22 protein-coding genes are annotated in these 23,717 nt (G+C 48.2%); 2 read left to right on the plus strand and 20 right to left on the minus strand.

Annotation, left to right across the window (positions count from 1 at the left end; all coding sequences use genetic code 11):
* Positions 1–4: 4 nt before the first annotated feature.
* From nadA to yabN, 20 genes are all read right to left on the minus strand, one after another.
* Positions 5–943 carry a quinolinate synthase NadA gene (nadA, locus tag FHS17_RS28805; RefSeq protein WP_167282690.1) on the minus strand — a complete coding sequence of 313 codons (939 nt, stop codon included), beginning with the start codon at positions 941–943 and terminating at the stop codon, positions 5–7.
* A 246-nt stretch (positions 944–1,189) separates the two neighbouring features.
* Positions 1,190–2,152: an ABC transporter permease gene (locus tag FHS17_RS28810; RefSeq protein WP_167282692.1), complete on the minus strand. Its 963-nt coding sequence runs from the start codon at positions 2,150–2,152 to the stop codon at positions 1,190–1,192.
* Positions 2,149–3,243, minus strand: a complete 1,095-nt coding sequence (locus tag FHS17_RS28815; protein WP_167282694.1) for an ABC transporter permease — start codon at positions 3,241–3,243, stop codon at positions 2,149–2,151. The genes FHS17_RS28810 and FHS17_RS28815 overlap by 4 nt, the downstream gene beginning before the upstream one ends.
* A gap of 6 nt (positions 3,244–3,249) precedes the next feature.
* Positions 3,250–4,794 carry an ABC transporter ATP-binding protein gene (locus tag FHS17_RS28820; RefSeq protein ID WP_167282696.1) on the minus strand — a complete coding sequence of 515 codons (1,545 nt, stop codon included), beginning with the start codon at positions 4,792–4,794 and terminating at the stop codon, positions 3,250–3,252.
* Between the two features lie 107 nt (positions 4,795–4,901).
* The gene (locus FHS17_RS28825) at positions 4,902–5,975 is read right to left on the minus strand and encodes a BMP family lipoprotein (RefSeq protein WP_167282698.1); all 1,074 of its coding nucleotides are present in this window, start codon (positions 5,973–5,975) and stop codon (positions 4,902–4,904) included.
* Positions 5,976–6,312: 337 nt separating this feature from the next.
* Positions 6,313–8,325, minus strand: a complete 2,013-nt coding sequence (gene ftsH, locus FHS17_RS28830; RefSeq protein ID WP_167282700.1) for an ATP-dependent zinc metalloprotease FtsH — start codon at positions 8,323–8,325, stop codon at positions 6,313–6,315.
* Positions 8,326–8,428: 103 nt separating this feature from the next.
* Positions 8,429–8,968 carry a hypoxanthine phosphoribosyltransferase gene (hpt, locus tag FHS17_RS28835; RefSeq protein WP_091190571.1) on the minus strand — a complete coding sequence of 180 codons (540 nt, stop codon included), beginning with the start codon at positions 8,966–8,968 and terminating at the stop codon, positions 8,429–8,431.
* A gap of 54 nt (positions 8,969–9,022) precedes the next feature.
* Entirely contained in the window at positions 9,023–10,453 is a 1,431-nt protein-coding gene (gene tilS / locus FHS17_RS28840) for a tRNA lysidine(34) synthetase TilS (protein ID WP_167282702.1), read from the minus strand.
* A 51-nt stretch (positions 10,454–10,504) separates the two neighbouring features.
* A complete protein-coding gene (locus FHS17_RS28845; protein ID WP_167282704.1) occupies positions 10,505–11,419 on the minus strand; it encodes a protein kinase domain-containing protein in 915 nt (304 codons plus the stop codon).
* A complete protein-coding gene (locus tag FHS17_RS28850) occupies positions 11,403–12,131 on the minus strand; it encodes a vWA domain-containing protein (RefSeq protein WP_167282706.1) in 729 nt (242 codons plus the stop codon). The genes FHS17_RS28845 and FHS17_RS28850 overlap by 17 nt, the downstream gene beginning before the upstream one ends.
* 226 nt (positions 12,132–12,357) lie before the next feature.
* Positions 12,358–14,850, minus strand: a complete 2,493-nt coding sequence (spoIIE, locus tag FHS17_RS28855) for a stage II sporulation protein E (RefSeq protein ID WP_167282708.1) — start codon at positions 14,848–14,850, stop codon at positions 12,358–12,360.
* Between the two features lie 354 nt (positions 14,851–15,204).
* A complete protein-coding gene (locus tag FHS17_RS28860; RefSeq protein WP_167282710.1) occupies positions 15,205–15,705 on the minus strand; it encodes a S1 domain-containing RNA-binding protein in 501 nt (166 codons plus the stop codon).
* Between the two features lie 97 nt (positions 15,706–15,802).
* Positions 15,803–16,114, minus strand: coding sequence for an FtsB family cell division protein (locus FHS17_RS28865; protein ID WP_167282712.1), 312 nt, complete (start codon positions 16,112–16,114; stop codon positions 15,803–15,805).
* Between the two features lie 89 nt (positions 16,115–16,203).
* Positions 16,204–16,809, minus strand: a complete 606-nt coding sequence (yabQ, locus tag FHS17_RS28870) for a spore cortex biosynthesis protein YabQ (RefSeq protein WP_167282714.1) — start codon at positions 16,807–16,809, stop codon at positions 16,204–16,206.
* Positions 16,806–17,090, minus strand: a complete 285-nt coding sequence (gene yabP, locus FHS17_RS28875; RefSeq protein WP_091190555.1) for a sporulation protein YabP — start codon at positions 17,088–17,090, stop codon at positions 16,806–16,808. Before yabP ends, yabQ begins: the two co-directional genes overlap by 4 nt.
* A 98-nt stretch (positions 17,091–17,188) precedes the next feature.
* Positions 17,189–18,004, minus strand: a complete 816-nt coding sequence (locus tag FHS17_RS28880; RefSeq protein WP_341805938.1) for a DUF817 domain-containing protein — start codon at positions 18,002–18,004, stop codon at positions 17,189–17,191.
* Between the two features lie 149 nt (positions 18,005–18,153).
* Complete coding sequence (locus FHS17_RS28885) at positions 18,154–18,882, minus strand: hypothetical protein (RefSeq protein WP_167282716.1); 729 nt, start codon at positions 18,880–18,882, stop codon at positions 18,154–18,156.
* Positions 18,883–18,942: 60 nt separating this feature from the next.
* Entirely contained in the window at positions 18,943–19,221 is a 279-nt protein-coding gene (locus FHS17_RS28890) for an RNA-binding S4 domain-containing protein (protein ID WP_091190550.1), read from the minus strand.
* Positions 19,222–19,224: 3 nt separating this feature from the next.
* On the minus strand, positions 19,225–19,497 hold the full coding sequence (locus FHS17_RS28895) for an HU family DNA-binding protein (protein WP_091190548.1): 273 nt from the start codon (positions 19,495–19,497) through the stop codon (positions 19,225–19,227).
* Positions 19,498–19,695: 198 nt separating this feature from the next.
* A complete protein-coding gene (yabN, locus tag FHS17_RS28900) occupies positions 19,696–21,174 on the minus strand; it encodes a bifunctional methyltransferase/pyrophosphohydrolase YabN (RefSeq protein WP_167282717.1) in 1,479 nt (492 codons plus the stop codon).
* Positions 21,175–21,327: 153 nt separating this feature from the next.
* On the opposite strand from yabN, the gene FHS17_RS28905 reads away from it, so the two are divergent.
* Positions 21,328–22,470 carry a glycerate kinase gene (locus FHS17_RS28905; protein WP_167282789.1) on the plus strand — a complete coding sequence of 381 codons (1,143 nt, stop codon included), beginning with the start codon at positions 21,328–21,330 and terminating at the stop codon, positions 22,468–22,470.
* A 32-nt stretch (positions 22,471–22,502) separates the two neighbouring features.
* Entirely contained in the window at positions 22,503–23,126 is a 624-nt protein-coding gene (locus FHS17_RS28910) for a GyrI-like domain-containing protein (RefSeq protein WP_167282719.1), read from the plus strand.
* Positions 23,127–23,717 lie beyond the last annotated feature (591 nt).

The following is a 23,717-nucleotide window of genomic DNA, read 5'->3' on the forward strand; positions in this document are numbered from 1 at the left end:
CCTCCTATTTAACGAGTAACATGCGCTCCAGGGACTTACGGGCTTGTTCCGCAACATGTTCTGGAACGTAGATTTGAGGCTGCATGGTTTCGAGACATTTCACCAGCTTCTTCAAGTTGTTCACCTTCATGTTTGGACAAACCAAATATTTGGATGCAAAATGGAATGTTTTGTTCGGGCTGTCCAGACGAAGCTGGTAACCAGTACCGTCTTCTGTACCAACGATAAACTCCTGACAATCCGATTCCTTGCAATATTTAAGAATAGCTGTCGTGCTGCCGACAAAATCGCCAAGCTCTACAACCTCAGGACGGCATTCCGGATGCACAACGAATTGCGCGTTCGGGTATTTCGCCTTCATTTCCTCAACGTCTTTTACCGTCAGCATATCATGCGTGTTGCAGTAGCCTTCCCAGATGATCATCTTTTTGTCGGTATTCTGCTGCACATAGTGGCCCAGATTTTTGTCTGGTACCCAGATCACTTCATCACCTTCTACCGAGTTCACCACTTTAACGGCATTTGCCGATGTACAGCAAATATCCGTCTCTGCTTTAATGTCTGCGGAAGAATTGATATAAGTGACAACGGTTGCGTTAGGATGCTGTGCTTTCAGCTTGCGCAGTCCTTCCACGTTAACCATGTCTGCCATCGGGCATCCTGCACGTTCATCAGGAATAATAACCGTTTTGTTAGGAGCGAGAATTTTCGCGCTTTCTCCCATAAAATGAACTCCGCAAAAGACGATAACATCTGCATCAGTCTCTGCAGCCTTCTGAGCGAGCAAGAACGAATCCCCGCGGAAATCCGCAACCTCTTGAATTTCATCCCTTTGATAGTAATGAGCCAGAATGATTGCATTTCTTTCTTTCTTCAATTGCATGAGCCTTTCACGCAGTTCACGATTCTGTTCCGCCTTGCGTTCCAGCGCCAGCGCTTCCACAGTTGATCCTCTCCTCTTATGAGGGATGGGTGGTGAGTCCCATTCCGATTAATGGCTGACCGACTTTGTGAATTGATGCACAAACTCAGTCAAGTCAATGGCTTAAATGTGATTGATTTGTTAAGGTTTAATTTACTCCACGTGCAGGATACTGTCAATGCATTAAATAAGAAAAAACCCTCTTTACCGCCTGCGAATTTCGCATGATGACGGAGAAGAGGGCTAAGTGTAAAAACACGAGCTTCCTTACCTTTTCGCTGGATCGTATGGTTCACCAAGCGCACTAGGTGCTGACGAACGTCCCACTGCTCCTGCCAAAACAATAAGGGTCAGTAAATACGGCAGCATATAGAAGAACTCATTCGGAATATGATGCGACCACTCGAACAACTGTGCCCAGTTCCGAAGTGCCTGCGCCATCCCGAAGAATATCGCCGCACCAGCAACGCCAAGCGGATTCCATTTCCCGAAAATAACAGCCGCTATCGCAATAAAGCCTTGTCCGGAAATCGTGTTATGAGCAAAGTTGCTTGTTGTTGTGAGCGCGATTGTTGCGCCGCCAAGACCAGCTAAAGCGCCGCTCAGCATAACGCCGATATAACGGTATTTGGTTACGCTGATGCCGACAGTGTCCGCCGAGCTTGGATGCTCGCCTACAGCACGCAGACGAAGACCGAAGGTCGTACGGTACAGCACAAAGTAGCTGAGAATAACAACGCCAATCACAATATAAGTTGTTGGATAAGCGGTGAAGATCCCTTTACCCAGTAATGGAATATCGGAGAGGCCTGGTATAGCAACCGGATTAAACACGTACTCCAGTGTTGGAGTCTGTCCAGAGCCTTCGTACAAGTTCTTGGTCAGATAAATGGCGAGACCCGCTGCCAAGATATTAATAACGACCCCAACAATGGTCTGGTCTGCACGGAACGTAATCGTTGCTACGGCATGCAGCAATGAAACTATTACACCAAAGACAAGACCGGCTACGAGCCCCATCCAAGGAGCGCCATGCTTCATACCGCCTTGAATGGCTTGGTCAGAGATAACGGCTGCAGCAAAAGCGCCTGATATCATAAGACCTTCAAGGCCGATGTTAATGACACCTGATCGCTCTGAGAAGAGTCCACCAAGGCCTGTGAAGATAAGCGCTGTAGAGAAGACTAGCGTAATGCTTATTAATTGACCAATTGTATCTAATGCGTTCATCGTGCACCGCCTCCTTCCGATTTGCCCTTATTCGAACGGCGAATCATAAATGGTTTGAGGAAGAATTTCACCAAACCATGCGAAGCAACGAAGAAGATAATCGAACCAATAACGATACGAACAATCTCAGGCGGTACATTTGCACCAAAGCTCATACCCGCCGAACCATAGCTTAAGCCGCCGAACAGCACGGCACCAAGGAATACGCCAATCGGTGTATTGCCACCAAGAAGAGCTACAGCAATACCGTCAAACCCATACCCCCATGATGCAGCCATTACCGTCTGGTAGCCGAACACACCTAGAATCTCGAAGACGCCTCCAAGACCTGCGAACACGCCGCTGATAAACATCGAAGATATGATTGTACGGTTAACGTTCATTCCGGCATATAGCGCAGCATTTGGGTTGAGACCAACTGCACGAAGCTCATAACCTTTTTTCGTACGCCACAAGATCACATAAAAGACGATTAAGCCAATAATCGCAAATAATGTTCCCCAATGCATACGGGCATTACCCATACTTTCGGACAGCCATTTGATCGATACAAGTGCCGACTCATGAATCGGCTTCGATTTCTGCTGACCTTCCATAACGAGATATGTACCCACGATATAGTTGGAGAGGAAAAGCGCAATCCAGTTCAGCATAATCGAGGAGATAACCTCGTTTACACCACGTGCAGCTTTTAAATATCCGGAGAGCGCCGCCCACAAGCCGCCAAACAGACCGCCAACGATAATCGCAAGAGGTGCATGGAGATACCATGGCAAATCAAGCGTAACCCCTACGATCGTTGCTCCTGTCATCCCCATCATAAACTGGCCTTCTGCGCCGATATTGAAGAGGCCTGTGCGGAAAGCAAATGCTACTGCAATCCCTGTGAAAATAAGTGGTGTGATGGCACGAATCGCTTCACCGATGTCGTAAGGGCTGCCAAACAGCTTCTTCACGAGAGAGGAGTAAGCAAGAATCGGATCATACCCGCCGGCGAGCATCGCAAGCCCGCCGCAAATGAGACCTAGAATGATTGCGACAAGCGGCACCAGAAAGGATGACTTATCGAATATTTTTCTCATCGTATTCATATCGTACTATCCCCTCCCTTCTGCTGTAGCAGCTGCTGCTGCATCACCAGCCATCATCAGGCCAAGCTGTTGATCGTCACGATGATCAGCATCCACTTCACCCATCAAGCGTCCTTCGTACATAACGGCAATTCGATCGGACAAGGAATACAGTTCATCCAGCTCAAAGGAAATAAGCAGAATAGCTTTTCCTTGGTTACGTGCTTCAATGAGCCGTTTATGTACGTACTCAATTGCACCAATATCAAGCCCCCGGGTAGGTTGTACAGCAATTAAGAGATCTGGATTTTTCCACAACTCCCGGGCAATGATTGCCTTCTGCTGGTTACCGCCGGACAACGACCGAGCTTTCGCATGAATACCTGAACCACGAACATCAAACTCATTAACAAGTTTATCTGCCAGTACATCCATCGCTTTGAAATCGATAAAGCCGTTCTTGCCGAATTGCGGATCAAAGTAACTGCCCAGAATCATATTCTCACTTAGCGTAAAATCAAGCACCAGACCATGCTTATGACGGTCCTCTGGAATATGGCTTACACCGGAGAGTGATATTTGGCGCGGCGAGCGATTCGTAATATCCCGGCCGTTCATCTTAACGCTCCCGCCTGACAAGCCTCTCATTCCAGTAATCGCATAAACCAGTTCACTTTGACCGTTCCCGTCTACACCTGCAATACCGAGAATCTCGCCAGCTCGTACATCAAGGCTGATACCATCCAGCACCTGTTTCCCTTGATCACCTTTCATACGAAGCGAATCAACGGACAGCACAACATCGCCAGGCTCCTGTTTCGATTTCTCGACTTCGAAGGTGACGTCTCTGCCGACCATCAATTCAGCCAAATGCCGTTCATTTGTTTCTGAGGTTGGAAGGGTACGAATAACCTTACCTCTTCGGATAACCGTTACGGTATCCGCAAGCGCCATAACCTCTTTCAACTTATGGGTAATGAGAATGATTGATTTGCCTTCAGCCGACAGATTGCGCAAAATTTGAATAAGCTCTTCAATTTCCTGTACCGTCAGAACCGCTGTAGGCTCGTCGAAGATCAGAATATCCGCACCGCGGTACAAGGTTTTTAGAATCTCGACCCGTTGCTGCATGCCCACTGTAATATCTTTAATCCGCACCTGCGGCTCTACTTTCAATCCATAACGTTCGGAGAGCTCCCGAACTTTTACATTTGCTTTTTTATATTTTAAAAATCCAAACTTAGACGGTTCATTGCCAAGCACGATATTTTCCGCTACCGTAAACGGCTGCACAAGCTTGAAATGCTGATGGACCATGCCGATCCCAAGTTCAATTGCCTTACCTGCTCCGTCAATAACGGTTTTGTTGCCATTGACCCAAATCTCGCCTTCTTCCGGCTGATACAAGCCAAACAGAATATTCATCAGCGTCGATTTGCCCGCGCCGTTCTCGCCAAGCAGAGCATGAATCTCGCCCTTTTTTAGTTCAAAATTGATGTTGTCATTGGCCACTAATCCTGGAAAACGCTTCGTAATCCCTTTTAGTTCAACAGCCGTTGTGCTCCGGTCCATACCTTCATCATCCCCCCGGTTTTCTACCTCTATGGCAAAAAAGGACAAGACCGGCTGGTGCCGGCCTTGCCTTGAGACAGCGACTTCAAATAATTTTCATCTGAAAATTATTCAGTAGGCACTTTAATCTCGCCGCTGATGATTTTTTGTTTGTACTCTTCAACTTTTGCAAGTACATCAGCTGGTACGTTTTTCGTCGAAGTATCTGGCAAGCCTACGCCGTTGTCTTTCAGACCAAGCGTAACGACTTGACCGCCTTTCCAATTACCGTCGATCAGATCTTTCGATACTTTATAAACTGCAGCTTCTACACCTTTCATCATCGAAGTCAGTGTGATTTCGTCACCGAATTCAAGCGATTGGTCTTTATCTACGCCGATTACCCATACGTCTTTACCAGCATCTTTACGAGTCTTCGCTTCATTGAACACACCGTTACCGGATGCGCCCGATGCATGGAAGATGATGTCGACGCCAGCATCATACATCGTTGCAGCCGCTTGTTTACCAAGGTCAGGCTTCGAGAAGTCACCTACATAGTTAATTTTCATGCTTTTCGCAGCTTCAGGGTTAACCGCTTCGATCCCCGCTTTGAAGCCTGCTTCGAATTTTTTAATAACTGGAATTTCCATGCCGCCTACAAAACCGATTTTATTCGTTTTTGTCATCAAACCAGCAACTACACCAACCAGGAAGGAACCTTCGTTCTCAGCAAACGCAACCGATTCAACGTTTGGCAGTGCTTCCGTTGGTGTTGCATCAATTAGTCCGAATTTGGAATCTGGGTTTTCCTTAGCTACCTTAGTCATCGCATCCGAGAAGAGGAAACCAATGCCCCAAGTCAGATCATATTTCTCAGATACGAACGCCCTAAGATTAGGCTCCATGTCTGCATCACTTTTACTTTCAAGGTATTTACTCTCTGCGCCGGTATCAGCTGTTACTTTCTTCAGAGCTTCCCATGCGCTTTGGTTAAAGGATTTGTCATTTACGCCGCCAACATCTGTTGCCATACCGATCTTCAGCTTGGAAGCCGGTGCTTCAGAAGTGTCCGGGGATGCAGTCTCTGCATTGCCGCCTGTGTTTGTATTGTTACTGTTCTCGTTCTTGTTACCACATGCGGACAAGACTACTGTCAGCGCCAGGATAATCATAAGCATTAAACTAACTTGTTTTTTCATTCCTGTTCTCTCCCCTGCCTTTTATTTGTTTAGGGCATCGCACTATCTTTATTATTCTTGATGTCCACCGCCACTATTCTCCTAATTATAATTACAATCTAACAGCCGTCAATCACATTATGTCAACTAATTTAACACAGAAATTATGTTCACAATTTGTCACCCTTGTTATGTAACATTTGTGCGAGTTTTGTTCGGAATATTCGCACAAATAACTCACACAAAACAATTTGCATGCTTATTATTACCCCTTAAATCCGAACATTTAAACCGTACACGCACAAAAAACAGCTGCCCTTCGCCTGCAATTAGCAAACATAGGACAGCTGTTCTGTCATTATGATCCTTTATTTGGATCTTCGTCGTCTGGTTTTTGTTCGTCCAGCTCAGGAGGTGTAATCTCGCCCGCATCACGGGTTTGAATACGAACCTTCACGCCGCCAATCGTATCCACGATAGGTTCGGAAGAAGATTCAGCCGCAGCGTTTCCTTCTCCAGAAGGCTCTTCTCCGCCAACGATCTCGCCGGATTCGATCAAATTCTTGATTTGCTCAAGCTCAAGCGTTTCTTCTTTAAGCAGCGTTTGAGCAATCAAATGTACTTCTCTGCTCTTCTCAGTCAACAATTGCTTCGCACGAGTGTAGCAATCATTGATAAAGTTTTGCATTTCTTGGTCAATCTCATAAGCAATCTTATCCGAGTAGTTCTGTTCATGACCAAGATCACGACCCAAGAATACTTGGCCCTGCGTTTGGCCGAACTGCATCGGACCAAGCTTATCACTCATACCGTATTCCATAATCATGCTGCGTACGATGCCGGTAGCTTGCTTGAAGTCGCTGTAAGCGCCAGTACCAATCTCGCCGATAAACAACTCTTCCGCAACACGCCCGCCAAGCAGGCCTGTTACTTTATCAAGCAGCTCTTGCTTCGTTACCAGCATACGATCTTCCTTCGGAAGCATAATGACATAACCGCCAGCGCGTCCGCGTGGAATAATCGTAACTTTATGAACCATGTCAGCATGCTCCAGGAAGTAGCCAACAATGGTATGACCTGCTTCGTGGTAAGCGACGATACGCTTCTCGCGGTCGCTGATGACACGGCTCTTCTTCTCCGTACCAACAATAACGCGGTCAATCGCTTCATCAACTTCACGCATACCGATATCTTTCTTATTACGGCGGGCTGCAAGGAGGGCTGCTTCGTTAAGCAGGTTCTCCAGATCCGCACCAGTAAAGCCAGTCGTACGCTTCGCAATAACATCCAGCTTAACATCATTATTAAGCGGCTTGTTGCGAGCATGTACTTTAAGTACGGCTTCACGGCCTTTCACATCTGGGCGGTCAACCGTAATTTGACGGTCGAAACGTCCTGGACGAAGAAGTGCCGGGTCAAGAATATCCGGACGGTTCGTCGCTGCGACGATAATAATGCCTTCGTTCGCACCAAAGCCATCCATCTCAACGAGCAATTGGTTGAGCGTTTGCTCACGCTCGTCATGACCGCCACCAAGACCGGCGCCACGTTGACGACCAACTGCGTCAATCTCATCAATAAAGATGATACATGGTGCATTTTTCTTCGCATTCTCGAACAAATCACGGACACGGGATGCGCCGACACCGACGAACATTTCCACGAAGTCCGAACCGGAGATGCTGAAGAATGGAACGCCAGCTTCGCCTGCTACAGCGCGGGCAAGAAGCGTTTTACCAGTACCCGGAGGACCCACAAGCAATACGCCCTTCGGAATACGTGCGCCAACCACGTTAAATTTGCGAGGATCCTTCAGGAAGTCAACAACTTCGACAAGCTCTTGCTTCTCTTCGTCGGCACCTGCCACATCCTCAAACGTGATGCGCTTCTTCTCTTCGTTGTACAGCCTTGCACGGCTTTTGCCAAAGTTCATCACTTTGCCGCCGCCGCCCTGAGCTTGATTCATAAGGAAGAAGAACAAAATAAATATGATCACAAACGGAATAATGGAAGTAAGGAACGTAAGCCAGATGCTTGGTGTATCCATTGGCTTATAGTTGAGCTTAAATCCGTATTGTTTCTCTGCGGCGAGAATATCTTCGCCTGCTTCCAAACCTACCCTCGATGAGAACTGTTTTTCCCCGTTCTTCGAGTCTGCAGGCGGCTCTTTATATTTACCGGAAACCAAGTAAGTATAACCATCGTACTTCACGGTCAGCTCTTCTACGTTGTTTGAACTGATGGCTTGGCGAAGCTGATCGTATCGAATTCCGACGGTAGTATTATTCTGGCTGCTGATAAACTGAATAATCCCAACCGTTACTAAAAAGATGATCAAATAAAATCCAGTATTGCGGATGATCCGATTCATCCCCTACCTCCTCTCAAGACGCTTCTAATATTTTAACATAGCATGACTTTCCATCTCAATAGAACCAAGATGAAGGGGAGGCATGCCGGCGTAACCGCAAATTCTATTTCTCGTAAACTTCCGGTTTCAGAATGCCAATGAACGGAAGATTGCGGTACTTCTCTGCATAGTCGAGGCCGTAGCCCACAACAAATTCATCCGGCAATGAGAAGCCTGTGTAGTCCGCTTCCAGATCGACCGAACGGCGTGCTGGCTTATCGAACAGCGTTGCAACAGTTACGGACTTGGCATTGCGGCGCTCCAGAACATCAATCAGGTAGCTGAGTGTCAGACCGCTGTCAATAATATCTTCGACGATCAGCACATCGCGACCTTCTACAGAAGCATCAAGATCTTTAATAATCTTGACGACACCAGATGATTTGGTCGAAGCTCCATAGCTTGATACGGCCATAAAGTCGATCTCAAGTTTTATGGGCATCTCTTTAACCAGATCGGACATGAATATAAATGCACCTTTGAGGACGCAAATAACGAGCGGATTACGCCCATCGAAGTCACGGCTAAGTGTCTCGCCGAGTTCCTTCACTTTCGCCCTAATTTGTCCTTCGTCATAGAGTACCTCTTTAATATCGTTCAACAAAATGTAAATCCTCCTATATCTTTCACTTTATAATTATGAATACAGCAGTGCTTCTTATTCGTTCTCTATTCGAATGAACAGGAAGTCCGTTGTCTCATGATCGGTTAGCGCATGGCTCGAACGTCTGATGCCCGGTACCCAAAGCAAGCGGTCGTCCGCATCAACCAGAAGCGGATAACGCTCACGCTCGGATGGCGCGATCTTTTCGTCAACGAACATATCTTGCACTTTTTTGGAGCCGTTTAATCCTAAAACTTGAATTCGGTCACCCGGCCGCCGATTACGTACTGTAAGCGGAAAAACCAGACTCTCCGCATCGAAGCAAACCTCGTTTCTGCCTGCCGGCTTAACCGCCTCGCCCCGTTTGCTATGCTCGATATACAGCGTACGACCTCCAGCTGTTACCCGCATGTCAGCGGAATCACGGGGAATGACGTGTGCATAGGCTTCGGACATAATCGCCGCAGCAGCATTAAGCACTCGAACCCACCGGATGCTGCTATACTCACGGATGCATCGAACACCCGAGCCGGCATCATACCGCCAGGTACTCGGGGCTGCAGAAGCTGCCGCAAGCCGCATGGTCTCAATCGCTACAAAGGATCCAATTTCTGCATCCTGCGAAAGATAATTTAATATTAGTTTAATCAATCTTCTTTGTAAAGCGACATGAAGACCTGAGAGCGTACCAGCATCCATCTTGCATTCGCCCGGAGTCAGCGATACAAGTTCAACAAGCAGCTTCTGCGCTTCATTCTCCATCCATTCGTCTTCCGCCCCTGCTACATCAGCCATTCTCCGGAGAGAATGAGTGAGCTGGGGATTATATTGTGAAAGATACGGTATAACATCAAGCCGAACGACATTACGAAAATAATATTTCTCATTGTTGCTGCTGTCGAGGCAATACGGAATATCCTGCTCCGTACAATAGCGTACAATGTCTGACTTGTTCATACGAAGTAATGGACGTATAAGTTCCACGTTTTTTTCAGTACGTTTCGCAGCCATACCTGAGAGGCCTGTCAAACCTGCTCCACGGATGATATGCATGAGCACCGTCTCTGCCTGATCATCGGCATGATGCGCCAGCGCGATAGCCGAAGCTTTATACTTAGCTGCTATGTCATGCAGAAAGGCATAGCGCTTCTCACGTGACGCGGACGAGGCGTTCATTCCGGTTTCTTCTATGTAAGCCGGCATATCCAGCTCAATCATCTCGAAGGATACACCAAGCTTCGCTGCATATTGGCGTACAATCTCCGCCTCATGCCTTGATTCTTCCTTCCGGAAGCCGTGATTCACATGGGCAGCTATGATCGTGAGCTCATCTTGCTTCGCTGCTGCGCATAGCAGATGAAGCAGAGCCATAGAATCGGGACCGCCGGATACGGCAGCCACGATTCGGTCGCCTTTCGACCATAGCTGTTCAGTCGCTGCATACCTCAACATGTCAGGCAGCAGCTTATGGTCCCCCATTTCCATTGCTTATGTATCTCCCCGTCCCTATATTTCAAATCCAATGTCCAACTTCCTTTATATACCCCCGCGAAGCAGCCAGTAAACCGAGATCCCCAGTACTACCGCGGATACAGCGGCAAGCCCCTTTAACCACCCTGGTGATTTTGGGCTGATTCGCGTGTCTCTGCGGTGCAGCAGTCTTCTCCATGCTTCTGCCCCTTCAGCCGCATCGTAGAACCTTCCCGCCATCGCTTGCTTTAACCAGCCAGCTACAGGAGTCAGCCCTTTGCACTCGCTAACAAGGCGCTCCAGCTCTTCTGTCGAACGGGTCTGCGGCAGCCCTGCTGTCAGCGCCTGCAGCTTCTTTGGTTCATGAAGCATGATGCAGAGCACTGCAAAAGAAAAGAGATCGTATCTGGCATCTGCCGATCGTGAGCCTGCGTTCCAATAACCCCGGTCATAAATCTCGGTAAATTGCCTTATCCCTTTACCCATCGCGGTGACACCGCCATAATCAACCAGCTCAACATACCCATAATCAGCGGTGAGTACATTATCGATCTTCAAATCGCCAAATACCCAGCCCTTACGATGCAGCTCAGCAAGCTTGCCAAGCAGGTTCAGACCAATGAGCGGAAACCACTCCGGTCCGTTTTTCGTCAAAAATTCCGAAATCGTTACTCCACGTACGTACCTCATAATATAGAAAGGATATTCTTTGCCGTCCGGCCCGAGAAGATCGTCCACATCATAAAGATAGGTCAACTTCCGATCTTGCTTCTCGAGTGCCTGCAGTACATTAATCTCTGACTGCAGATCAACCGCATCCATTCCTACCTTGAGTGCGCACCAGCCGCGGTCAGCATGAACGAGATAAACCTTGCCGTTCGCTCCCTCTCCAAGCAGCCGCTCGACACGATAACGGGCATTCTTCCACTTTCCCGTCACAATCGTACCGCGGCGGAGACTCAACTTAAACGACGTAGTCACTCATAATCCCATCCGTTTCATCGTCATTGCTCTTCTTACCATAATCCCCCTGCCGGTAAAAATCAATGACCTGCATAATCGCCGGGCCTGTAGGTGTCGTGCCGCTCATTGGCAATTTTGTAAATATGGAAGAAATACCTTTCAAATTATCGGTCCAGCTCAGGTCGAGCTTACAGTCTTCTCCATACTTCGTGCTTGGAAAATGAAAAACGGCAATCTCGCTATGGCCTTGACGTGCCTGCAGACTTAACATCAAGTCATGGATCGCTTCTTCCACTGCGCGAAGCTTTGGCTTCATACTGGCACTAGCGTCAATCAGCAGGGCTACCTGCAGCTTCGACGTCTCCCCAAGCTCATCAATGACCCTAACAACCTCACTGCGCTTCTCCGGCGGCAGCGCCTCAATGGAGCCATTGCCAAGCACCTGCTTCAATTCCCTCTGCACAGCCAGTTGTATCGTTTGTACCGCTGTTTTCCGCGTCATCATCTGAACCGTTTGCGACAGCTGCCGTGTATCCACCAGCCTGCTGAGGCCACCTCCGGCTCGGGCGACTTCCTCAATCTCCGACGCGCCAAGCTCTCCTACATCACCATAATCCAAAATACCTACAACATTAACGGCAATTCCTTCGGCCTTGGCATGTGCAGCCGCTACAACCGGACTCATGCCGACATTCGAGCAGCCATCGGTCACTAGCAAAATTTGCTTCATCTTTATTGCCTCCTCTTCAAACAGCATAACCTCTCTATCAGTTTTGCCTTTTGAAGCGAGGGATAAACCGCTAGATTGCCCTATTTCCCGAGAAATTATGCTGCCGCTCTATTGAACGGACAAACAATTGACTCTAGTAAAGCAGCAAAAAGGCTCTTAGGCTGAAGCGCAGCCTGCTGCGCTTCAGCCTAAGAGCCTGCATTCGCCCATCTCCCATGTGCCCCCTTTAACTAACCGTACGAGGTCGTTCGAGCCTAGTAAGCCCAGGCCAGCGGAAGGACGCCCATTCCGGCAAATGTTTATCGATCCGTGCCACAAGCACCGTCATATCATCATTTATATCCCCTTCATGGTGCCTTACGACGGTTTCAAGCAGAGCATCCGCCATCTCCTGCGGGTCATCTGTCTTCAGCTCCTGAAGGATCCGTTTCATCCACATCTCCTTATTGACGGCATGACCCGGTGCGTCATAAATACCGTCACTCATCATGACAATCGTATCACCAGGCTGCAGCGGCATAGAAATCAGATCGAAATCAATGTCCTGTAAAATACCAACCGGCAAATTATTCGCCGATACTGGAATTACCTCGCTTCCTCGTTTAATAAAGCTTGGCGTCGAGCCAATCTTCATAAAGGTGGTCTTCGCCGTGTACAGATCAATCATGGCTAGATCAATCGTCGCGAACACTTCATCCGGCGACCTAAGCAGCAGGATGGAGTTCACAGATTTTATCGCCAGCTTCTCATCCATCCCGGACTTCAGCAGCTGCTGCAGAATCGACAGCGCCGCGCTGCTCTCCTGCCGCGCCCGCTCCCCATTACCCATTCCATCACTGATCGCTACAGCGAACTTGCCGTTGCCAAGCTCGACCATGCTGAAGCTGTCTCCCGACAGCAAGTCTCCGCCCTTCGCTGCCCCGGCTATGCCTGTCTCCACCTCAAACTCCTTGGCTGATCCGAACACAACAAGTGTCGGCTCTCCATTCTTCTCAGGTGGTCTCTCCGACTTGACGGCCACATGCTCGCCGAGAATATCGGATAAGAGCGGAGCAATAATTTTGCGGCATTCGTTATGCCCCCTGCTGAAATGATGATACAATTCGATTTCCACATTCCCCTCTTCCAAATTAATGACTTCCAGCTCCTGAATCGATAATCCCAGTCCCTCCAATGCTTCCCTAATTTGTTCTTCCTGCAAATGAAGCGTTTGTCCCTCCCTTTTAATTTCGTGTGCCAAATCCTCCATAACCTGTGACACGCCCGATAATTGATCCGCAACAAGCTGCCTGGAATCGAATATTTGTTTCTTCCAGTGCATATCATTCTTATAAAGCTCGTACTCCTGCTCTATAATGCCAAGCACTTGCGCTGGCTTTGAGCAATGAGAAGCCCATGTGCGAGGCATATTATGCGTAGGTACGCGGTCCTCCTCCACCGCTGAGATCATATCCTTCATCATTTGATACGTTTGATAGTACTTGCCCTCCCAGCAAGCTCGGTTCCTGTGGCAGCCTTCACAGCTTCGCGCAGATACTGCCTGCATAAAATGATTAACTTCCTCCTCCTTCTTCACAGGCGCAGCTGCTCCGTTCAGCTGTCCGAAGCTGCGGGAAAGCTGGCGGAATACTTCTGAATATTGTGAGACCCGCTCCGCTGTTACATCGCGCACACGTTTGGCATACTCATGCTGCGACTTGGCATGCTCGTTTGTGCCAGGCACATAACGGGCGATGGTTCGAATCATAATTTTTGGGGTAAGCATAAGTAGTACAGCTGCTGCCACAGATTCCCATGTGGAGGTCATCACATCTGATCCACTGCCGACATAAACGGCAAGGATCGAGGTGCCAAGCAGCATACCGAAGGCAACAGCGGCTTTGCCGCCTTCCCTCAATAGTCCAGCGAGCAGCCCGGCGAAAGCCAGCAGGCTCATCTGCACAACGGCATTAAAGTCAGCGAGACTTAAAATAAGACCCGCCACTACGCCTACACAGGCGCCTAGCGGTGCCCCTCCTGCCAGCGCAAAGAGCAGCAACAAGAATCGTGACATAATATGTTCAACAGAAAGACCGTATATTTGCCAGCCTACCGCCCCGGTCATAACGGAGGCAAGCAGAATCATTAGACATATAATTTCCTCATTCTTAAGGGATGCGGTCTTCTTCGACATGGTCAGCACCGGTATCGCTTGTATAAAGACAAGCGTAAGCACGAAGCTGAGCGCCGCTTCCACCACAACCATCATAAAGTTATACCAATTCATCACATCTCCTATGAAGAGTCCAAATAGCTGCACAACCAGGGTGGAGATAAAGACGAGTAAGGGTGCGGTCCCAAGCTCCGCTTTTTCGTATGCTTCCAGGCCTTTAAATAATAGAAATAGAACGGCCAGCTCCATCCCGATCCATAAGGGTGCTGGCGTAACGGCGAACCAACTCCCGGCAATAAGGGATACTGCCGTCCAGCCGAAGGCATCCTTGCGTAAGAAGTAGATAACCGCGAAGTACGCGGCAGCAAAGGGCATAAGCGATTCCAGAATGACAGCTCGTCCAAGTAGAAAGCCCAGCGCGACAAGCATAATGGTCCACTTCTTCGCAAGAACGAGCTGGACAACGCTTCGTGATGATAACCACCCACGCCCCTTATCCATTATGGAACTTCCCCACCCCATTTGTTGCTCTCCTGCAGGAAACATAATCACATTTTCTTTCTTCATCTCGAACACCACCTATTCTGGTTTATTGTGTTTCCAATTATAGGAGCATGTCCGTATGAAGTTTGTCAGTTTACCGTGGGCGTGCAAAAGTTTTTTCCGACAAAGTTAAATTCAGCATCCACAAATTGTCAACGCTTTCAAAACCGCGCCAGAACTGGCTTTAAACCTGACACAAGACTATTGGCACATAAGACACTTCAACAAAAAACGTCGCGCCCTGCCTTTTGCTGCCTGCAAATCTTTGTTTTCTGCTGTCGGGATTGCTAAGAGTATCGGGGAAATAACTATATTTTTTAAAAATAAAAAAGCAGAACCGTTTAGGTTCTGCTCTCATATGATTGTATAAAATCCAGCTTAGACTCGTTTAGCACCGCGTCCGCCGCGTTTGCCTTCGGTATTTTTCTTCAGGGAGGAAATCCGTTCTTCGCTATCCTTCAGGAAGCGAGACATTTTATCCTCGAATGACGGTTTGTTGTAAGACGGTCTGCCAGCTGACTGCTTGTTGAATGGACGTCCACCACGGTCTTGACCACCGCCGCCGCCGCCTCCACGGTTAAAACCTCCACCACCGCCACCACTTGGGCGTGGCTCGCGTTGTGGTGGTGCTTGGCCTTCAGGCCGGTCAACTGCCTGTTTAATGGAAAGTCCGATCTTGCCGTCTTTATCAACGTTGATCACTTTGACTTTAACAACATCGTCAATTTTCAGGTGATCCTTCACGTCTTTGACGTAGTTGTCGGCAATTTCCGAGATGTGAACGAGCCCTGTGACACCCCCGGACAAATCGACGAATGCTCCGAAATGCGTTATGCCTGTCACTTTGCCTTCTAACTTGGCCCCTACTTCAATTGCCATAAAATAAAATGTTCCTCCCTAAGCTAAATAGCGTTACTATCGTGATTATAACTTAATCGTCAAAGCAAGGTCAACAGACGTTCACCCGTTGTTGCGTCTATTTAATGACCTGAATCTGTTGTTCACCAGGAGTTACCATCCCTTGGTCTTTGGTTGCGAGTTGTCTTATATATTCCGGATCGTTAAGTCTATCAATCTGTTGCTGGAGGACTTTGGATTTCTGAGTGGAATCATCTACCTGATTCTTGATCTCCGTCAGCTGCACCTGTGTTGCGCGTGCATCCTTCATTTGTCCCAGGAATGTATACGCCGCCCAGCACAAAAATAGAGTGATGAACATCGCCCATATCCGCAAACGGCGTTTGGAGCCGGCGTTCCCTGTCGATTGATTGGCTGTGGCAGTCGTCATAACGTTTTAACCTCCTAATAATGAATAATCACCCAAATGGCCATTATGAAGCCAATGTGATGATTCATGCTTCGAAAGCATAGGCTTCGTTAAAATAAGCGTCTCCAAAGCTTAATGACGCTCGATATAATCTTGTCCCATCTTTCTTTAAACTTCAGCTTTGCTACATGTGGTCCAAGCCATCGCCATAGCAGACGAGTAAGCGGACTTAGCAAAAATCTGAACAGCAGCCAGAAAGGACGAATCAATTGTAGCACAATTTTTAACAGGAAAATAGTGAGTGCGGTCCCAAATCCGATTAAGACACGAATAAATCGGTATAGAAGAATGATCGGCTTTACAATAAGGAGATCAAACGTCCGTATCGAGAAACCAATCAAAGCTCGTACCGCTTCAATCAGCCATTTTACAATACGAATAACCGGTTTGCTTAGCAGCCAGTAATAACTAAGAATCCCAATCAACATTCCAATAAATACATACGCCCGCACCTCGCCGTAGTTGCTGGCGTAAAGCACTCGGAACACAAGGAGCGATGCGGCCAGCCAGTACACCAAATCGAGTACCGGCAGCGACCAGCGCGGGAAGCGCAGCTCATTCGACACGACCCGATAGCCATCGAAGATTACGCCTAGTCCGATGCCTGTCAGCAGCATCATCCCCATTGTGAAGAACTGTAGGCTTAATGAGGTCACTTGAACAGCTTCCCGAACAAGCCTTTTGTTTTGGTAGAGGCATTGCCGTCCAAGTAGGCGAGCGAATGGACAAGCCCCTCTATCGCAACCAGATTCTGCTCCAGGTTAAGATGCTTAATATGCAGGTTTTGTCCTTTTATCATCAGGAAGCCAAGCTCGGTATCGAGTAGAAACTCTTCGCTGTCGAAGCTTTCCACATTCAATACGCCAGTGATTTCGAGCAGCTTGCGATTCAGCATTTTGACTTCCTGGCGCTTCTGCCCCTTACTTTGTTCTACCATTGACTCGTCCCTCCACTTCGAAAGCATAGCTTGAGACTAGCTTATGGGGGTGGGACGAACTTTAGAACAGGATTGGCAGGCAACTCTTTCATATTTCACTAGAGAGGAGGACTACCTCCATCTCTGGCACTTTTTACATGCTTAAGCTGGGCGACAATAATTACACTAATGACGACAAGCAGGAACCAGGAGCTGATTTTGCTAAGATGAACCAACTGCCAGGTATGCTCCTGATCAGGATACGCCCATGCGCCCATAAACGTTGAAATATTTTCTGCGAGCCAGATGAAGAACCCGATGAGTAAGAAAGATAAGATGACAGGCATGCGGTACGTTCGGTCGCCAACCCTGTAGGTAAACGAAGTACGGTAAAACACAATGATGAGCAATATCGTGAGCGCCCAACGAAAATCCCACAAATAGTGATGTGTAAAGAAGTTCAAATAGATCGCAGCGCTAAGAAGAACCGTATACCATTGCCTAGGCCAGCCGTACACGGAGATGGACAAACGCCTCCAAGCCTGGCATATATAACTTGCTACACTCGCATACATAAACCCGCTGTACAGCGGTACTCCCAGCAGCTTCGACCAACCTTCCCCCGGATATGACCATGACCCCATATGAACTTTGTACAACTCCAGCAGCAGCCCTATGATATGGAACATACAAATAACTTTCAGCTCGTCGATTGTCTCCAGCTTAAACGCCACCATGCCGACTTGGGCAATCAGGCAGATCAGGAGTAGCAGATCGTAGCGGTGGAAGTATGGAATCGATACGACCTTCGTCAGCGCAAGTGTTGCAAAGATGATAACCGGGAATATACAAGACATCGCCTGGCGATAGCCGAATATAAAAAGCTGCTTAATCCGGTAGAGCCATATTGCGTTTGATTGCTGTAGTTGTTCCACTTACAAGCCCTCCCTTTCTATAATTCAGGGTTAAATTTAGCATACGGTTTATCGTTTTACAATAAATTGTTACTGATATTTCACTGATGTTTATTGTTATGTGCAAAAAGAAAGAGCATTCCTCTTTGACGAGAAATGCTCTTTTTGATTCAATTATTCTGCTGGGCAGCCGCCGAATTCTGTTCGGACTTTATTTTTAAATACAAAACCAGAGTCAAAATGATCCCAAGCAAAGATATCCAATTGATAAATAGATAAAAAAGCGTAACGGAAATACCGTTTATGAAATCAAGTGAAATAAATAATTCCCCTGTGACCCAGGTGACCAAAATAGTAAATCCGTTGATTACAATACTATAGCCAATAAAGCCCCAAAATTGCCCTTTGGCCATATTACGGCTGGTCTCAAGCGGATTTGTCACGGAAGTATTCTCGATGGCGACAACGATCGGCAGCAGCAACAGACGTACGTACATGAACAAGCCTGGGATAACAAACAATAGAAGGCCGGCTGTGAGTATGACGTTTTGAAGAAAGTCATACATGATCATTCGCAGCCATTTGCTCAGCCCCCACCGATATGCCTGAGCGACGCTGGCTTTGCCGCCCCGCAGTCTCTCGATCAGATAATGAACCACAACCGGTATTAAGAGTGTTAAAAAAATAATCGAGATTATGACGTCCCGGATCGAATAACTCAACAATTTGAACTCAAAGGGAAATCCATAATTGGAGATTAGTTGAACCGGAACGATGGTGATTGCAGTGATAAGCAGCAGCGCCAAGGCATTTTTTATAAACAAAGAAAAAGTCTGCCCTAATACCCCACCGCCATTCGACGGACGGATCACCGGCAGATTAGTCATTGTTGGGATCACAGAAACAGCCTCCTAAGCATGAAAAAGAGCTGCCACACATACGTGACAGCTCTCTTTGGTTTACCAGCCGAGATCATCCTCGCGCGGGCGTTGCTCTTCCTTGATCAAAGTGTAAAGCTCACCGGCTTCATCCTTACGAGTCGTTTCCGCAATCCGTTCGATACGAACGGTTACGGTCTTCTGACCGTATTGGATCGCGAGCTCATCCCCTGGTTTAACCGTGCTGCTAGCTTTCGCTTCACGGCCGTTGATCCAGACGCGTCCTTGCTCGGAAACATCCTTAGCAACGGTGCGGCGCTTGATCAACCGGGACACTTTGAGGAATTTATCCAGACGCATTTATTACTTGATAGCGTCTTTCAGTTTGTTGCCTGCTTTGAATGCAGGAACTTTGGATTCTGGGATGGAGATTTCTTTACCCGTTTGCGGGTTACGACCTACACGGCCGGAACGTTTACGAGTTTCGAAAGTACCGAAGCCGATCAGTTGTACTTTGTCTCCAGTAGCAAGCGCGTCAGTAACTTCGCCGAGGAAGCCGTTCAGTACTGCTTCTACGTCACGTTTAGTCAAACCGCTTTTTGTTGCAATGTTGTTGATCAGATCTGTTTTGTTCATTATTAATATCCTCCTAAATTCAATTCGCCCGTTTTGTGTGGTCAGCGTTCCAGGAACGCGCCGTTAGGTTGGTAATTTTAAGCATAAACACATGCACGATGATACTTATTCTGCTTGTCCTCAAAAAAATCCTGCTGCACAAGAAAAAATTTTACCGAAAGATGCGGAAATGTTGCGTTTTGTGGCGAAAAAGCAGTACTATTGTCGCTTCGCTTCTTCCCACCAACGATCCATTTCTGTTAAATCAGTCTGGTCAAAAGTTTTACCGTTTATACTAAGCTGCTCCTCAATATAAGAGAATCGGCTCTTAAATTTTGCATTTGTACGAGAGAGCGCCTCCTCAGGATCCGCGTGGATAAAGCGAGAAGCGTTCACAACAGCAAACAGCAAATCTCCCAGCTCTCCTGCCTGCTCTTCCGAATCTTTCGAATCTATCGCTTCACGGAGTTCATGAAGCTCTTCTTCAATCTTGCTTAGCACCGGACCAAGCTCATCCCAGTCGAATCCAACCTTAGCCGCTTTCTTCTGCAGCTGGTACGCCTTCATAAGCGCAGGCAAATCCTTCGGAATGCCGTCTAGCTGCGATTTGCGGGCATCTGCTTCACCCTTACGCTTCTTCTCTTCCGCCTTCATCTGCTCCCAATTAACAAGAGCTTCTGTCGCATCACCAGCGCTGCGGTCGCCGAATACATGAGGATGCCGGAAAATAAGCTTCTCGTTCAGGCTCTCAATAACATCATAAGCAGAAAATGCGCCGGTCTCCTCTTCCATCTGGCTGTGCAGCATCACTTGCAGGATCACATCACCAAATTCCTCCCGCATGTGATCGGGATCATCATTATCGATAGCCTCAAGCGCTTCATACAGCTCCTCGATAAAGTTCTTACGGATCGATTGATGCGTCTGCTCGCGGTCCCACGGGCAGCCCTCAGGACTACGAAGAATACCAACAATCTCGTGCAGACGGTCGAAGGTACGGTTAAGGACTGCGTCTTCTTCAGTGCGGGGCACCCAGATAAGAGACAAATTGCCGAAGCCTGGTGTTCGGTCCAGCTCATAAAGCGGAACTTTAATAATCTGCTCCTCACCTGTTACACCAAGTGCATGACCCACAACAACCTCATAATCATCAGGGTACCGTTCCATCAGCGCCAGCTTCACATCTGAAGCTGTATAAGCATCATAGACCTGACCAATAATCGTATGTACACGCGGCTGTACTTGGGCAGCCTTCAGCTCAGCTGCGTCAAGCAGGGTAAAGCCTTCAATTGGATCAATTCCGAGACGGATAAAAGCCTGATCAAGGAAGCTCTCGCCTCCGATAATCTCAAGAGGAATATCCGCTGATAAGCAGCGCTCACGCAGCAGCTGCACAGTGCGCTCCGCAACCATCGGATGCCCGGGCACTGCATACAGGATTGGCGCGGACGCCGCCTGTGCTTCGCGAATGAGCGTATCCGCTATTGTATCATAAACCTCCGGGAAGGTGTCATGCTGTTCATACACGCTGTCAAATGAGGTGTAAGCAAGCTGATGCTCGCGCAGGAGCGACATAACAGGATGCTGCTCTGTGCGGACGTAGATCGCTGCAGCGGCCTGCAGCCGCCGCCATACGCCAAGCGTTAATTGATCAGGATCGCCGGATCCTAAGCCGACTACCGTTATTGTTTGTGCCATAACTATCGAATTCCTCCCTGCCAATGCAGATTCTACACGTAGTATACCATTTCTTGCATACGGATTAATAATGCCCTCCGGCAGCAGTTAGTGCTCATGCCCAACACTTGGGAATTCGGTATAATGGATACAAAAAGAAAGGACTGTCCGCTCATGAAAATTGTCATTGCACCGGATTCCTTCAAAGGCAGCTTATCTGCCGCCTCCGCTGCAGAAGCCATAGCAAAAGGCGTCCGGCGCTGTGTGCCGGATGCTGATATCATAGAGATTCCAATCGCAGACGGCGGAGAAGGAACCTTGAGCAGTCTGCTCACTGCAACCGGTGGAGAACGCGTGACGATCACGGTTTCCGGGCCGCTTGGGACGGAATTGAATGCCTCCTATGGGCTGCTTGAGCATGGCTCCGTTGCTGTCATCGAGATGGCTGAAGCCTCTGGCCTCTGCCTGCTGACGGATGAGCAGTATAATCCCGCCTTAACAACGACCTATGGGACAGGCGAGCTGATACTAGATGCTCTAGAACGCGGATGCCGACGGTTTCTGCTCACCGTTGGCGGAAGCGCAACGAATGACGGCGGCACCGGTATGCTTCAGGCGCTGGGCATGCGTCTGCTTGGACCTGCAGGCCAGCAAGTTCCTTTTGGCGGAGGTCATCTTAAGGATATCTCTGTCATTGAAGACAGCCAGTGGGATTCACGGATAGCTGAATCCACTTTCTTGATTGCTACCGATGTGCAAAACCCACTGATCGGCGAACAGGGTGCAACCCGGATATTTGGTCCGCAAAAAGGGGCAACTCCGCAAATGGTCGAGCATTTGGAGCTCGGCATGACACACTGGGCGGATTTCGTTACTGCCAAAACCGGCGTCAAACTCCATGACTGCCCGGGTGCTGGAGCAGCTGGCGGACTATGCGGTGCTTATCTCGCCTTCTTTCCCGCTTCCCTACGCCGCGGCATTGATGTCGTTCTCGAATACACCCATTTAGGCGATCAGCTTGCTGGAGCCGACCTTGTCATTACCGGTGAAGGGCGTATTGACCACCAGACCGCGTCAGGTAAAGCACCAATGGGCGTCGCCCAACTCGCCAAACAACATGGCGTACCTGTGGCTGCCCTGGCGGGCTCGGTTGGCGCCGGCATTGACGCCTTGTACGCAGAGGGAATCAACAGCGTGCACAGTATCATGAACGAGCCAATGACTCTGCAAGAGGCCATGGAGCGCGCTCCCCTCCTGCTCGAGCAAACGGCTGAGCAGGTCGTCCGGACTTTTCTCGCGGGACGGGACGCTCTTTAATCATACATAACACAGGACCTGGAGGTATTTGAGTGAAATACGAATGGAAAAAGAACGACAAACAACTGTACCTGCCAAAAAATGAGCCCTCCATCATCCATGTCCCGCTTTTAAAATATTTTACAATAAGCGGCAAAGGCAACCCCAATCATAAGGATTTCGAAGAAGCGATAGGTGTGCTGTATTCCTTATCCTACATAGTTAAGATGATGCCGAAAAAAGGAGTAACGCCAGAGGGATATTTCGAATATACCGTTTTCCCATTAGAGGGAGTGTGGGATTTAGCAGAAGAGGCAAGACAAGCTGCTGTCCTCGACAAGGATCAACTCATTTACACCATTATGATCAGACAGCCCGATTTTGTAACCGAATCTCTTGCTCTTGAAGTGATTGAGACAGTAAAGCAGAAAAAGCCACACCCGCTTCTCAGTAAAGTAACGTTCGAGCCGCTGGAGGAAGGCATGTGCCTCCAAATGATGCATCATGGCTCATACGACGACGAACCAGCAAGCTTCGCGAGAATGGAACAATACTGCGAAGAGAACTACCTCAAGCGAATCTCTAAGCTGCACAAGGAAATATATATTTCCGATGTCAGAAAGACAAAACCAGAAAAACTTAAAACCGTCCTCAGGTTTAAGGTGGACGCATTGTGATTTCAGTACAGTTTCTGCAATTTTAATCTAATTGGCAGAATTGTATCTCCTTCCGGTTGCTGTTGCCCTCTTAAAGCTTGAATAAGCTCGTTTGTAACGAGGCTTTAAGAGGGCAAATGCAAACGCGGCGCTCCTCCAGGAGATACAATCCTTCCCTTAAATCAATCAATTTCTATAAGCAAAACAACAGTAAGGCTGCCCACTAACTCGGGCAGCCTAGCTACTACAGAATAAGGTTTATGGTCCCTCACGGTCCTTAAGTCTTTAATTTTGACGCTTCTGACGCTAGTTAAAGTCCCTCAGGGGCTTTAATTGCATCGCGCGAGCGATTTTCAGCAAATTCTACTCCATATTACTAATATTAAGGTCCCTCAGGGAGCTTAAACCTTCAATCCCCACATCTCTTCACTGCCTTAAGGTCCGTCACGGACCTTAAGTACATTTAAAAGAAAATAGGCTGCCCAATGAAACGGGCAGCCTAACCCTGCTTAAAAATCGCGCGCTTTGGCGATTTTTTGATGCTGTACCACTATCGATAGATAGGGAAAGGGAATGTAGCTCGTGGAGGAGCGAGGCGTCTGCCTTTGTACC

It is taken from the genome of Paenibacillus lupini (assembly GCF_011761355.1).
In the GTDB taxonomy this organism is placed as follows: Bacteria; Bacillota; Bacilli; order Paenibacillales; family Paenibacillaceae; genus Pristimantibacillus; species Pristimantibacillus lupini.

What these genes read in the sequence shown, in the direction of transcription:
- FHS17_RS28810 (WP_167282692.1), bottom strand. Translation starts at nt 2,152, where the DNA reads ATGAACGCATTAGATACAATTGGTCAATTAATAAGCATTACGCTAGTC.
- FHS17_RS28815 (WP_167282694.1), bottom strand. Translation starts at nt 3,243, where the DNA reads ATGAATACGATGAGAAAAATATTCGATAAGTCATCCTTTCTGGTGCCG.
- FHS17_RS28820 (WP_167282696.1), bottom strand. Translation starts at nt 4,794, where the DNA reads ATGGACCGGAGCACAACGGCTGTTGAACTAAAAGGGATTACGAAGCGT.
- FHS17_RS28825 (WP_167282698.1), bottom strand. Translation starts at nt 5,975, where the DNA reads ATGAAAAAACAAGTTAGTTTAATGCTTATGATTATCCTGGCGCTGACA.
- ftsH (WP_167282700.1), bottom strand. Translation starts at nt 8,325, where the DNA reads ATGAATCGGATCATCCGCAATACTGGATTTTATTTGATCATCTTTTTA.
- tilS (WP_167282702.1), bottom strand. Translation starts at nt 10,453, where the DNA reads ATGGAAATGGGGGACCATAAGCTGCTGCCTGACATGTTGAGGTATGCA.
- FHS17_RS28850 (WP_167282706.1), bottom strand. Translation starts at nt 12,131, where the DNA reads ATGAAGCAAATTTTGCTAGTGACCGATGGCTGCTCGAATGTCGGCATG.
- spoIIE (WP_167282708.1), bottom strand. Translation starts at nt 14,850, where the DNA reads ATGAAGAAAGAAAATGTGATTATGTTTCCTGCAGGAGAGCAACAAATG.
- FHS17_RS28860 (WP_167282710.1), bottom strand. Translation starts at nt 15,705, where the DNA reads ATGGCAATTGAAGTAGGGGCCAAGTTAGAAGGCAAAGTGACAGGCATA.
- FHS17_RS28865 (WP_167282712.1), bottom strand. Translation starts at nt 16,114, where the DNA reads ATGACGACTGCCACAGCCAATCAATCGACAGGGAACGCCGGCTCCAAA.
- yabP (WP_091190555.1), bottom strand. Translation starts at nt 17,090, where the DNA reads ATGGTAGAACAAAGTAAGGGGCAGAAGCGCCAGGAAGTCAAAATGCTG.
- FHS17_RS28890 (WP_091190550.1), bottom strand. Translation starts at nt 19,221, where the DNA reads ATGCGTCTGGATAAATTCCTCAAAGTGTCCCGGTTGATCAAGCGCCGC.
- FHS17_RS28895 (WP_091190548.1), bottom strand. Translation starts at nt 19,497, where the DNA reads ATGAACAAAACAGATCTGATCAACAACATTGCAACAAAAAGCGGTTTG.
- yabN (WP_167282717.1), bottom strand. Translation starts at nt 21,174, where the DNA reads ATGGCACAAACAATAACGGTAGTCGGCTTAGGATCCGGCGATCCTGAT.
- FHS17_RS28905 (WP_167282789.1), top strand. Translation starts at nt 21,328, where the DNA reads ATGAAAATTGTCATTGCACCGGATTCCTTCAAAGGCAGCTTATCTGCC.